The 12,417-nt window shown below is 34.2% G+C and carries 11 protein-coding genes and 1 pseudogene; 6 read left to right on the forward strand and 6 right to left on the reverse strand.

The genetic code is table 11. The features are described 5' to 3' along the window. Positions 1 to 22 precede the first annotated feature (22 nt). Together AC1DCY_RS13200 and AC1DCY_RS13205 are read right to left on the reverse strand one after the other, a co-directional pair. Positions 23 to 769: a formylglycine-generating enzyme family protein gene (locus AC1DCY_RS13200; protein ID WP_477350764.1), complete on the reverse strand. Its 747-nt coding sequence runs from the start codon at positions 767 to 769 to the stop codon at positions 23 to 25. A 142-nt stretch (positions 770 to 911) separates the two neighbouring features. After that, positions 912 to 2,750 (reverse strand): methyl-accepting chemotaxis protein, encoded by a 1,839-nt coding sequence (locus AC1DCY_RS13205; protein WP_477350766.1) that lies wholly within the window; start codon positions 2,748 to 2,750, stop codon positions 912 to 914. 259 nt (positions 2,751 to 3,009) lie between these two features. Between AC1DCY_RS13205 and AC1DCY_RS13210 the strand changes: the two genes are divergently transcribed. From AC1DCY_RS13210 to AC1DCY_RS13225, 4 genes and pseudogenes are all read left to right on the forward strand, one after another. After that, the gene (locus tag AC1DCY_RS13210) at positions 3,010 to 3,222 is read left to right on the forward strand and encodes a YozE family protein (protein WP_477350768.1); all 213 of its coding nucleotides are present in this window, start codon (positions 3,010 to 3,012) and stop codon (positions 3,220 to 3,222) included. Positions 3,223 to 3,341: 119 nt separating this feature from the next. Beyond that, complete coding sequence (gene deoD, locus AC1DCY_RS13215) at positions 3,342 to 4,049, forward strand: purine-nucleoside phosphorylase (protein ID WP_477350770.1); 708 nt, start codon at positions 3,342 to 3,344, stop codon at positions 4,047 to 4,049. A gap of 470 nt (positions 4,050 to 4,519) precedes the next feature. Next, on the forward strand, positions 4,520 to 6,058 hold the full coding sequence (locus AC1DCY_RS13220; protein ID WP_477350772.1) for an SH3 domain-containing protein: 1,539 nt from the start codon (positions 4,520 to 4,522) through the stop codon (positions 6,056 to 6,058). 204 nt (positions 6,059 to 6,262) lie between these two features. Beyond that, positions 6,263 to 6,340 (forward strand): annotated as a pseudogene (locus tag AC1DCY_RS13225) (purine-nucleoside phosphorylase); the annotation flags it as partial. Between the two features lie 681 nt (positions 6,341 to 7,021). On the opposite strand, the gene AC1DCY_RS13230 reads toward AC1DCY_RS13225, so the two are convergent. From AC1DCY_RS13230 to AC1DCY_RS13245, 4 genes are all read right to left on the reverse strand, one after another. Next, on the reverse strand, positions 7,022 to 7,555 hold the full coding sequence (locus tag AC1DCY_RS13230) for a hypothetical protein (protein ID WP_477350774.1): 534 nt from the start codon (positions 7,553 to 7,555) through the stop codon (positions 7,022 to 7,024). A 485-nt stretch (positions 7,556 to 8,040) separates the two neighbouring features. Continuing rightward, complete coding sequence (locus AC1DCY_RS13235) at positions 8,041 to 8,763, reverse strand: hypothetical protein (RefSeq protein WP_477350776.1); 723 nt, start codon at positions 8,761 to 8,763, stop codon at positions 8,041 to 8,043. 2 nt (positions 8,764 to 8,765) lie between these two features. After that, positions 8,766 to 9,629, reverse strand: coding sequence for an ATP-binding cassette domain-containing protein (locus tag AC1DCY_RS13240; protein WP_477350778.1), 864 nt, complete (start codon positions 9,627 to 9,629; stop codon positions 8,766 to 8,768). Then, positions 9,626 to 9,994, reverse strand: coding sequence for a GntR family transcriptional regulator (locus AC1DCY_RS13245; RefSeq protein WP_477350780.1), 369 nt, complete (start codon positions 9,992 to 9,994; stop codon positions 9,626 to 9,628). Before AC1DCY_RS13245 ends, AC1DCY_RS13240 begins: the two co-directional genes overlap by 4 nt. 671 nt (positions 9,995 to 10,665) lie before the next feature. Here AC1DCY_RS13245 and AC1DCY_RS13250 point away from each other — a divergent pair. Next, the gene (locus AC1DCY_RS13250) at positions 10,666 to 11,103 is read left to right on the forward strand and encodes a GNAT family N-acetyltransferase (protein ID WP_477350782.1); all 438 of its coding nucleotides are present in this window, start codon (positions 10,666 to 10,668) and stop codon (positions 11,101 to 11,103) included. Positions 11,104 to 11,312: 209 nt separating this feature from the next. Further along, the gene (locus AC1DCY_RS13255) at positions 11,313 to 12,200 is read left to right on the forward strand and encodes a DMT family transporter (protein WP_477350784.1); all 888 of its coding nucleotides are present in this window, start codon (positions 11,313 to 11,315) and stop codon (positions 12,198 to 12,200) included. Positions 12,201 to 12,417: the final 217 nt, after the last annotated feature.

Raw genomic sequence — 12,417 nt, forward strand, 5'->3', positions numbered from 1 at the left:
GCGTCATAATTGTCTAGAGTTATTAAATGATTGAACGAGCAATTCTAAATCCGATATCATCAATAAAGAAATCAGGCATACTCTTACGGCGACAGGTAGCTCCACAACCACGTTCTTCCTCAGCCCAACTGCCTCCTCGGATTATTCGGTAATTGCCAAATATTTCTTTATCGTATATGTCCCAGCACCACTCCCAAACATTTCCTATCATATCGTACAAGCCCCATTCATTAGGCGTTTTCTCTCCAACTTTGTGTACACGTTCGTTGGAATTATCTTTATACCAAGCAATTTCATCAATTTCTCCATACCGATATCCTTTTGATTTTGCTTTACATGCATATTGCCATTCAGCATCTGTCGGTAATCGAAAACCATTAGAACTATGATTGCAGATAACTGATTTACTTTTCGAATCACAATTATAAAACTTGTCATAGCCAAGAATGTCTGACAATGAATTACAAAAGTTCACTGCATCTATCCATGAAACATTAACAATTGGTTTTCGATCATTTATTGTTGTTAAAAATTTCTTCCCCATTATAGTTGCATAAAGTTCTTCTGTCACAGTATATTTGGCAAGATAAAATGGCTGTATCTCAACATTCCAATTAACTTCCTTTAAATTTTTTCTTTCACCCGGCATTCCAAATTTATAGTTTGAACTAATCCATTTTTGTTCGTTTCGAAAATCTCGTAGGCGAATTTCTCCTTCAGGAATATACACCATTAATTCATTTATGTGATGATTTAAATTAGTTAACATTATCCTCTCCAAACCTTAACCTATTGTTTTTAGACACTACGATCTCCATTAATATTTGGTGCTAAATCATGTATTTCTTCATTAATATGAACATCTTTTAAACGATTTTTAAAACTATAATAGTAGCAATTCTGAGACACTTTTATACTTTAAATTCACTGACAAGATTTCGTAGACTATCTGCTTGTTGAGCAAGCTCTGTGGCAGCAGCATTAATTTCCTGCATGGATGCAGAGCCTTGAGTGGCAGCAGCAGCAGAAGTGACTGTGTTGGTAGCCGATTGCTCAGCATAGGCATTCACATGGACAAAATCATTCGCAACAGCATTGCTATAATCAAGTGTTAATGCAATTTTCTCTACCATAGTCGCGATAATTGTCGTCGTTTCTTGAGTATGCGTTAAAATATTGGCTAAAGATTGGTTTGTTTCATTCGTTACTTCAACGCCACGAATAACGGAAGATACACCCTCGTGGTTTTGAGAAATGATGGATGTTACTTCGTCTTGAATGGACGTTACAATGGATGTTACTTCTTTTGCGGCATTTTGAGACTGTACTGCTAGCTTTCGAACTTCATCAGCGACGACCGCAAAGCCTCTTCCATACTCACCAGCACGTGCTGCCTCGATTGCTGCATTTAAGGCGAGTAAATTTGTTTGCTCTGAAATAGCAGTAATCGTACCGATAATAGATGTTATGTCGGCGGATTTTCGACCGAGTGCTTCAACTGTGGTAGTCGTGGAGGCCATCGTTTCTTCTATAGCTTGCATGACTAATGAAGATTGTTGTACGGAGCGACTGCCTTCATCAGCTGCTTGTTGCATAGCTAAGGATGCACGTTGAACAGCATTTGCTTGTTCATTTAAATGGTTCACAGAATGCTCAAGATCACTCATTTTTTGTTGTGCGTTAGTCATACTAGCAATCGTATTCTCGCTATCACTAGCGATTTCAGCTGTAGCATCTGCAATGTTCTGTATGGTTTGGGCATTTTCATCGGCTAATGACATAAGCTCCTGGCTACTACTAGAAACGTGGTCCGCCAGATTACTGACACGTTTAATCAAATTAGATATCGATTCAATAAGTGTATTGGTTGAAGCAGCAATAGTTGAGAACTCGTCGTGATTACGAACTTTAACACGTCGTGTTAAGTCGCCACCAGCCTGTGCAATATCGAGAATGGAATGGTTAATGGCCTTTGTATTGTTTCTTAATGATTTAAATAACATATAACCAAAAATAATAATTGCAATAAATCCAAGTATAGAAATGAAGAAGAAAGAAGTAATAGATAGTGTAACTTGCTTGTTAAGCTTATCTAATTTTGCTTTATTAGCATCATCCATAACCGAATTAATGGACTCGATATTTTTATCGATATAATTCTTCATCGTTTCTCCAGTACCGCCCATCATGAGCTTACGAGCTTGTTCGAGACCAAGTTCATCACGCATTGTCATGACCTTTTTAGAATATTCAAGGTAATTTTTATAATATTGATTGATCGCCTGTATATGACCTAACTCTAGCTCTCTTTCTGTAAACTGCTCTTCTAAGGCTTTCATTTTTTTATCGATAGTATCAATTTTCATTTTATAAGAAGTAGCAAAGTTCCCGTTCCCGGTAATTAAATAGGCTTGTTCTAAATTGGTGAGCCTCGCAATTTCATACGCAAGTTGGTTGACAGTTAACTGCTCCTGGACGTTTTTTTCAGTAAAATCTTTCATTTGACTTTGTAGATTCTGAATATTGATATACGATAATAAACCCATTGTGCCATTTATAACAATAATGAGAGAAAATATAATAAGCACTTTGCCTCGAATTAAATGGTAAAAACGTTGTCGTTTTTCTTTAGTAGGAGGGAGATTATGTCTATCGTCCTCTAAATCATTTGCTTTCTTTTTTGAAAAGCTAAGTTTAAAGAGAGACGGGCGTTTCTGTACAGAGTTCCTGGATTTATGAGAGTTTTTCATCGCCATCACCTTCCTATTTTTGAATATTTGGTTTAAATTTTACCTTATTTTGTTAGGTATTTCTATCCTTTTTTCTAAAAATTTTCATTTTTCAGATAAATAATGCATATTATTTTTCTGAGACGAAAGTCCAGATATATCGAGTAAATAGTTCTATTTCTGTTAATAGGATAAAATACTTAATAGATTTTTTTGTGACTAAGAAGATATTTTTTGATAAACTAGCGGAAAGCAGAAGAGTAAAGAGGGGATTTCTAGTATGAAAAAGAGCTTTTATTTATATGTACTGACATTCAGAGGTGGGGATTGGTCAGATCCGAAGGTGCGATTTGCAGAGGAAATGTTCAATGAGCATAATTTTCCGAAGCAAAGCACAGACTTTGATGAGCTTTCTTCATATGTTGAATCATATGCCACTGACAACTTAAAAATTGAAGTATTTGATGATTTGTGGGCATTATATGTAGATTAAGCATGATATAAGTTGAAACAAGATAATTTATTTTAAGTTGCTAGACGTCTAGCATTGCGAAAATATGAGAAACACAGTATTATTTATAGTGATAACTGACAGAAAAGAGGGATTGCAGTATGAGTATTCATATTAATGCAAAAAAAGGCGAAATCGCTGACACAATTTTACTTCCAGGAGATCCATTACGTGCAAAGTATATTGCTGAAACGTTTTTAGAAGATGTTACTTGCTATAACGAAGTCCGTAATATGTTTGGTTATACAGGTACGTACAAAGGTAAACGTATTTCTGTACAAGGTACTGGTATGGGTGTGCCTTCAATCTCGATTTACGCTTCAGAATTAATGCAAGAATATGATGTTCAAAAATTAATCCGCGTAGGTACTTGTGGTGCAATTCAAAAAGATGTAAAAGTTCGTGACGTAATTTTAGCGCAAGCGGCAACATCTGATACACGTATGAACCAAATCATTTGGGGCGGCGCTATCGACTTCGCACCGATCTCAGACTTTGATTTGCTATTAAAAGCATACAATGCAGGTAAAGAGGCTGGTTTAAACTTACAAGTAGGTAATATCTTTACAGCAGATATGTTCTATTCTGATGAGAATCAAAACGAAAAATTAGCTCAATACGGCGTACTTGCTGTAGAAATGGAATCAGCAGCACTTTACACATTAGCTGCAAAACACGGCCGTAAAGCACTTTCTATCCTAACAGTAAGTGACCACATTCTAACTGGTGAAGTAACGACTTCTGAAGAACGCCAAACTACATTCAACGATATGATCGTTGTAGCTTTAGAAGCAGCAATTCAAGACTAAGTGTAACAAGGGTTTGTAGTTTGGAAGAAATTTCAAAGTGCCCAAACAAATAAATAGCATAAAAAATACTCAATGAGTGACCGAAAATATCGGAGCTTGTTGGGTATTTTTTATTTATAGTAAGTCGAATAATTCACTCGCTTGTTCCTTTTGTTCTTTGGCAACATAGCAAGCTTACAGAGCCATTTAACGAGCTTGTATGAGTTGATAGATTTGGCTTAGGCTTGTTTCAATGGACTTTAGGAAGCTTACTTATTTCACAAAAAAGGTAAAAATCCAGCAATCACTATTTACACCCTTTCACCGAATCAATATTAAACAATATATGTTAGGGCTTTCATTTATCACTCAATCCTGTTAAATGAAAGAAACATTGAATATTACCCCTATCCCAAATATTGGGTTTATGATACCATATATATGGAATGTTTTAACTTTAGAAAATATGAAAGGAAGTATAATAATCAGATATGAAAAAGATATTAAAACCATTGATTAGTATTATTGCCATTGGTGCCTTCTCTCTATCTATAAATATAGATAAAAATGTATTAGCTAATAATATTGAAAATACATGTAAGTTTGATTCGGCATCGAAAAAAAACCCTGATTATTCCACAATGAACTGTTTGTTAACCGAAACAGCACTGAATTATGATGTGCCTCCTGAAATTGTGAAGGCAATAGCGGAAGGTGAAAGTGGAAATTGGCGTCATTTCGATATGAATGGTGAAGCGATTGTGACAGCCGATAATGGAATTGGCATTATGCAAATTACAAATCAAGCCGGCTACAATCAAGATAGACTAAAAAGTGATATTGTCTATAATATTCAAGCTGGTGTAGAGACTCTAGATAAAATGTTTAAGCGGAAGGATTTACCTAGCATCAACGGTCGGGAAAGAGATGTACTGGAACATTGGTACTTCGCTATCATGGCTTATAACGGTACTAAGCCAGTAAATAGTCCAATTGTCCAAGCAACTGGTGAAAGAAATGCAAATGCCTATCAAGAAAGAATTCTCCGAATTATCGAGAAATTGGAATTAATAGACTTAACAGAGCTGCCTTTTTTACGCGAACATTTTCAATATGACTCTAACAGCAGGGAAAATATTAAATTTTCAGCGATGAACTATGATTTTGATTTACCATTAACAAAATCAAAGTATTTTTTTGAAACAAATCAAAAAGTTAGTGCAACAACAACTAATGTAAAATTTAGGACAAGAGCTTCTATAGATAGTCCTTCTTTGGGTACTTTACGTGAAGGCGAAATTGTTACCATTACGGGCCCTTTTGAATATGAAGAAGTATCAACGAAGAAAAACCATTTTGTTTGGTATCCTGTGAAAAGAAGTGACGGGACAAAGGGGTATGTAGCATCAAGTTATTTAAACTACTCAGCATCAGCATCAACACCAACACCAACACCAACGACTCCAGTTACCACTACAAAGGACTACTCAGCTTACGCTAAAAAGTTTGCAGACTTCAGCACTACAGCTTGGTGGAGAGATGATATGATTTGGGCAATCGACCGAGGTTTAATTAGTGGTTACGGTAACGTATGGAACCCAAAAACAAAGAAATATGAAACACAGTTACAACCGAACACACAATTAACAGAAGCTCACTTCCTAACAATCTTCTTCCGTTACGCTCAAAAAGATGAATTAGCAAGTGTAAAAAACACATCGTCTTGGAACAAAAGTGGTTTATACAATATGGCGAAAAAGTACAAAATGCCTGTACTAGCAAATGAAGAATCTACAGCTTCTAAAGGTCTAGCGGATAAAGGTATTAGACGTGGTAAATTGGCACAACTGATGGCATCTTACCACTATGGGAAAACAGTAAGTCAAAACGAAGCTATTCAATTTTTCATAGATAATGGGATTACTACAGCTACATCAATCGGTGGCTATAACCCTGACCAAATTTTAACTCGTTCTCAAATATCAGCGTTTATTCAAAGATATGAATCATTCGTATCAAAGCAAAAATAATTAAACTTAGAAAACGGTTGCGTTCATTGCAATCGTTTTTCTGATTTTACGGTTGATGCAATTCAATAGGAGCTGAGTTGAATTAGCTTACCGTAATAATTGTAACAAGTTCACAGAGCCATTTATAGAGACTGTGAGCGTTAGACAGATTTAGCATGTACTATTTTTAAAAAGTAATTATACATAGTCACAAATTGAGAAAATGGTGAAGTAACATCAGCAGAAGAACGTCAAACTACATTCAACGATATGATCGTTGTAGCTTTAGTAGCAGCAATTCAAGAATTGTTTATTTTTTCATGGTTATATGGCAATAGATGTTATCGTTTCTTGTCTGTTAACATGTCCAAGTCTGTTCTTAGATAAGTTAACATTTTTCCTAACCATAAAAGATGCGTAGGTATGCGTTAGACCATGGAATGTGAGTTTAGGTAAGAACCTGATATAAACTAATGAAGCTAAAAAAGGGGGCTTTATGAACCAGAATCTTTTTTGAATGCTCATTTTGAAAGTATTGAAAAATTGTGGACAAGAGAAGATATTGAACGGAATAAAACAGAGTTTACTACAGTTAATATAGCGTATTTTATTAAATATGAAGGTTTTGGTAAATAAATCTTCATAGAGAATTTAAAATCATTCAAAATCTATATGAACTCTACTATAATATCTCACCTATAATAAAAGTAGTAGATATCCCCGAAAGAATGTTAGATATTGAATTGATGATTCCTAATACAGATTTTCTTATGCAAAAAAATATAAGAAATAAATCAACAAAAAGACCACTCCGTGATGGGGGGTCTCTAAATTACTTAAAAACGGGATGATAAATAATTCTGAAGATGCTTTTGAAAAATTTATAATGTGCTGTGCTTAAAGATAAAAATAATATGAATTGAAGTGCTAATCTAGGAAAACAATACAAATATAATAACGTAAACAACTTGCTGTTAGGCTTGCTTAAAAAGAGCTGACATCGGGATCAGCGGTATAATATTGTTTTGGGAATAGAAATCCTGTGGTGTATGGTGAAAATTGACCTTTTAATCGGAAAGCTTTTTCGATTTCAGTTGCAGCAAGGCGAGCGTCTTCTACGTACAGCTTTCCGGTAACGATGTCGTTCATTAAGTTTAAAGCCATAAAATTCGCTGCTTCTTGATCACATTTTGCCGTAGCTTCACCAGCCGTTCGGTCCGGATATAAGCTGCCATCAAACTGTGCTAAATCATCAAAAAATTGAACAGGTACTTTATAATCTATAGTTTGTTCCAAATAATCAAGATGGGGAGTAGGGGTGTTATGAGGTACTGTATCCAGATGAACAATTGTACGCTTCCAAGGACCATTGTTATACCAGATGATTCTTCTAGAACTTGCTTCATTTGGTAAACCATATTTATTTATTAACAAATATACAGTATTTTTCGGTTCTCCAGTCCAGCTCTCCAAAATTTGATATAAATTTGGATGATAACCGCTTAATCCATAATACATTAAAATACCTCCAGATAGTTTTTTTATTATATGCTGAGTATTTCTACATAGTTACAGTGTAAGTTGGTGAGTAACAAACAAAAAAGTATGTTTAAAGTTACTAGTAAAAAAGACCACTCCGAGATGGGTGATCTTTATTGCTAAACAACCGACCGATTTAACCAGCTAAAAAATGAAAGTTTTTAGACAGTTAATTACTGATATATCAAGCTTTTGCTTACCAGTGATTTTTTATGGTAGTTCGGATAATTCAACGATATGATTGATGTAGCATTAGAGGCAGCAATTCATTAAGGGTATCAAGGGGTTGTTGTAAACTTTCAAATGGCGAGAGACCAAAAGAGACCAAAGTGATTTTCATAGGTCATCGAAAAGGTCACTCGCATTTTCTTTTTGCACTCTATTAATATGTGCATCTATCATGGATTTGTGAGCTGTTTTTATCAATTCTTAAGTGAACAAATACCGAAATCAAAATTTCTAATTTAATCCTTTCTTGACTTTGCTTTTAACGGAGCATTTCTCATTATAGGATAGGATAATAATAATGCTCCAACACTACATAAGCCTAATAAAGTAATCAATGTCATTCCCGAAGCGTCTAAATCTAATCCGAAAAACCATTCTATACTATCGCTTAAATAACCACCATAATATAAAACCATGAAAATAACTGACAACAACATAAGAGAAATGATGCTTTTTTGCATCCCTAAACGAAAATTAATGCTATATAGTAGAAAAGGCACCCCGAACAAAAAGAGTCCAAACATTAGATCAATCCATAAATAAGCAAAGAAATGATAACCATCTATTAAAAATAATCCAGGATGTAAAATGTTCGCTCCAATTTCCCAATGAAGATATAAAGTTTTTAAAATATATTGCAATACATTTAGAAATGTAATGCATATAACAACTGCTAAAACACCTACGCCATAATAGACTTTGAGTAATTGTATCCTTGTACTTCCCATCCCAATCGCAACTGGATACATTGATCTATAGCCATTTACTCCAAATAATACAATAAAGAAATAAGCGGGACCTGAAATTGAGGCAACTACATCATCTCCAAGTCCAAATATATAGCCAATCAGGATCCACAACACCGTCAACGGAATCGTAATGTAGAGAAACATTAATTTACCTAAATAAAATAAGGCCTCTTCTGAGACTAAACGAAATGTTCCATATAAAGAATTCATCCTTATTCTGCCTCCTCGGTCTTATTTAACAAATAATCTTGTAGTTTTACTTTTTCTATTGATAGCCCGTGTAAAGATGCTATTTCTTTCCATTTTTCATTAAAAGGCACATCAACCATCACTTTTAACCTAGATCCTAATTCACTTGCTTCTAAAATATATTGTCCATCCGTCACTTTTTCTATCTTATTTTTGTCTCCTACCAACCAGATTCCACACTCTCTAATTTCATCTATTGGTTCATGTATGAATACTTCTTTTTCATGAATAACAAGAATTGAATCACATATCTGTTGGATTTCTTCAATATGATGAGTCGATACTAAAATCAATCTTGGATGATGTTCCTGACTTTCTCGTATAATTTTATACATTTTCTTACGCATATTTGCGTCTAATCCATTACTAGGTTCATCCAGAATTGTGATTTTCGCATGACTAGAAATCCCAATGATAAACTGTAAAGCAGATTTCATCCCTTTTGATAACTTTGATATTTTCTTCTTTTCATCCAGCCTAAAGATTTTTAAGAGTCTATTAGCCATGTCCATATCCCAATTGGAATAATAATACTGTCCAAATCGCAAAGAATCCTTTACAGTCCAGATGGGACTAAATGGATGATTCTCTTGCATATAACATACAGATTGAACAACCTCTGCACGATTATAGGGAGCCGTTCCCATGATCTCAACAATTCCTTTGTTTGGCTTGTCATGCCCAGCAAGAAGTTTCATTAGTGTAGTTTTTCCAGCCCCATTTCGTCCCGAGACTGCGGTAATACCATATTCCTTTTCTTTGAAAGAAAAATCCTTAAGTATTGGTTCCTCACTATATCCATAGGTAACATTCTCAACTCGAATCAATTTTTCTCCTCCTCTTTTATTAATTTCATAACCGTCTCTACACTCATTCCTAAGCGCTTTGCTTCTTCTAGCAGTGGCAAAATATATTCATTTCGATACTGTTTTTTTCTTTCGTCTAATAATTTTGTTTTAGCACCTTCCGTAACAAACATCCCAATTCCACGTTTTTTATAAATGATTTCTTCATCAACCAAAGTCTGTAGTCCTTTTCTCACAGTTGCCCTGTTGATATTATAAAAATTTGATAGTTCATTTTCAGATGGAACTTTTTCGCCTTCTTTTAAGTGTCCTTCAACTATGTCGTTTATTACGATTTGTGCAATTTGCTGAAAGATGGGTAGTGATTCATCTAATATTGGCTTCAACAAGAACACTCCTTTCTTTGCTCAGTTTTGCTCATGTTGATTGTATGGTTGTATACTTGTGTAACCAACTGTACAATGACTGCTTAATTTTGTAAATAGGTTTTTGCTCAATATATGGATTCTTTAAGAATTTTTCCAGAAAAAATAGGATGTGTCGATTACGCAAAAAACACTGATCCATCCAATACTTTGAATGAAATCAGTGTTTTTTTATTCTGGTGCCCTACTTGAACAGATTGCAATCGGCAAAGTAGGGAACAAGTTTTTATTTGAAATGGTCACTCGTGAGAAACCAAAATAAGTATATTTAAACTAATAGAATTTCTTTACAAGATGTTTTTTATTTGAAAGTTTGATTTTAGGAAACATCCATCAACCTTGATATGTCAAGCGTTTACAATCCTAACAGTAAGTGACTACATTAAAAATATTAATCGACCTCACTTCGAGGTTAAATCAACTTTGAAGATGCCAACAGGTTATAAATTAAGAAATATAAAAGCACAGCATTAAATAGTGCAGTGAAACAAGAACTTACTACAGATCGTGTTCTAGGCTTAGTAGTGAATCGATTGATTCCTTAAATAAAGACAAGTTAAATGGTGTTATAATGAAATATTGGTAAATTGATATTAAAGCTAAATATGAGATCGAGAAGCGAGGTAATATAAATGGAAATTAGAAAGCCGAACAACTTAGAACTAAAAGAAATTATAGCTCTTTCTCCACAAGCTTTATTTGATGGTACACTGGGCGGAGTAAGAGCAACAAATGAAAAAGTTTTAAACCTAATAGAACCTCTTCTAAAAAAAGGATGCTACTATTTGATAGCAACAGAGAATAATGAGTTAATGGGATGGATTCTAATTGGGGAAAATAAAGACCAATTTACGGAACAATTAAACGGGTTTATTTATGAGCTATTTGTAAAAGAGACATATAGAGGTAGAGGTATTTCCAAAGAATTAATGGATGTTGCCATTGAAAAATTGAGGGAGGAAGGATACTCTGAAGTTAGACTTAGTGCTTACGCAGGGAATGATGCTATTAAGCTATACGAAAAAATGGGATTTAGTTTAAGAACAATAAGTATGAAATTACAGTTATAAAAGTAGTTTTGCTTATTTAAACTAAAAAGACAATGACCAGCATGGGTTTTTAGATGCAGGAAATGGAAAATGCTTTTACAAACTTAATATGCGATGATAGTATATATTAGGCGATAATTTCAAGAGGAGAGAATTCTTTCCTAGAACTACTGAATATTCTCTTTAGATTTTTCGTAAATTAAAGAACGACAGAAGGTATAGTAAATACAGTGACGAATCTAATGTATGTATTTTGTTTAATAGTGTGGGGGCTTAATTTTATTGCAGTGAAAATTCAAGGAACGCCAGTAAGCTTAGAACTATCTTTGACTTATCGGCTAGTTATTACTGCAATTTTATTTATTGCCTTAGTAATGTTTCTTAAGCCAAAAGGGGTACCTGCAAAGAAAGATATACCCTTTATCATTGTGTTTGGCGTTTGTAACTTTGCTTTAAGTTATTTATGCCTTTATTACGCAACAATATTAAGCTCAGCAGCAATTGTAACATTAATCTTTTCATTAAAAGTGATATTGACGCCGCTAGCTCTTCGTATTTTCTTAAAAGAGCAACTACATCCTCGTGTTTTGTTTGGAGGACTTCTAGGAGTGTTTGGTGTTTGTGTTCTCATTTATCCTTCTTTAAGTAGTTTTTCTAGCTTAACTGTATTAAAAGGCATTTTGATTGCTCTTTTAGGTACTGTACTTACAGCAATTGGTGATGTTAGTTCTGCAAGAAATGCCAGAGTTAAGATTGACCCTATTTATTCGAATGCTATTGGTTTTGCAGTAGGAAGTATTTTAATGTCAATAATTGTATTGTCACAGGGACAAAAGATCATCATTCCTACATCAATAACATACATATCTGCTTTACTGTACTTAACATTGATCGCATCTTTCCTAGCATGGCTATTTTATTTAAAGCTTGTTGAAAGAATAGGTGCTGCCAAAAGCGGGTACATGGTAGCTTTATTTCCGGTAATTGGAGGTATAGCCTCTGTTCTAATTGGTGAGTCAACACTTTCAATATATTTGATAATAGGATGTCTATCTAGCTGTATAGGTGCAGCTATAGCTTTAGGATTTAGAATTCCACGTAGAATAAGACAAACGTGAATCGAGTCATTGGGGACAATGGAAAAATGATATAAAGAAATATGATGACAGTAGACCGCTCAGAAAAATGAGTGGTTTTTTTTATTTGTTATTTTAATTTCTGTAGAGGACAAATTACATTGAGACGTTGTTGTGCTTAGAAGATGTATTGACTTTTCAGAGGGATACAAAACCATGTACAAGTGTAAATGAGAGTCCCTTTGAACTTGTGTGTTAT

The sequence above is a fragment of the Lysinibacillus sp. 10T31 genome, from assembly GCF_056394365.1.

Coding starts and splice junctions, on each gene's coding strand:
- AC1DCY_RS13200 (WP_477350764.1), bottom strand. CDS start 769: ATGTTAACTAATTTAAATCATCACATAAATGAATTAATGGTGTATATT.
- AC1DCY_RS13205 (WP_477350766.1), bottom strand. CDS start 2,750: ATGAAAAACTCTCATAAATCCAGGAACTCTGTACAGAAACGCCCGTCT.
- AC1DCY_RS13210 (WP_477350768.1), top strand. CDS start 3,010: ATGAAAAAGAGCTTTTATTTATATGTACTGACATTCAGAGGTGGGGAT.
- deoD (WP_477350770.1), top strand. CDS start 3,342: ATGAGTATTCATATTAATGCAAAAAAAGGCGAAATCGCTGACACAATT.
- AC1DCY_RS13220 (WP_477350772.1), top strand. CDS start 4,520: ATGAAAAAGATATTAAAACCATTGATTAGTATTATTGCCATTGGTGCC.
- AC1DCY_RS13230 (WP_477350774.1), bottom strand. CDS start 7,555: ATGTATTATGGATTAAGCGGTTATCATCCAAATTTATATCAAATTTTG.
- AC1DCY_RS13235 (WP_477350776.1), bottom strand. CDS start 8,763: ATGAATTCTTTATATGGAACATTTCGTTTAGTCTCAGAAGAGGCCTTA.
- AC1DCY_RS13250 (WP_477350782.1), top strand. CDS start 10,666: ATGGAAATTAGAAAGCCGAACAACTTAGAACTAAAAGAAATTATAGCT.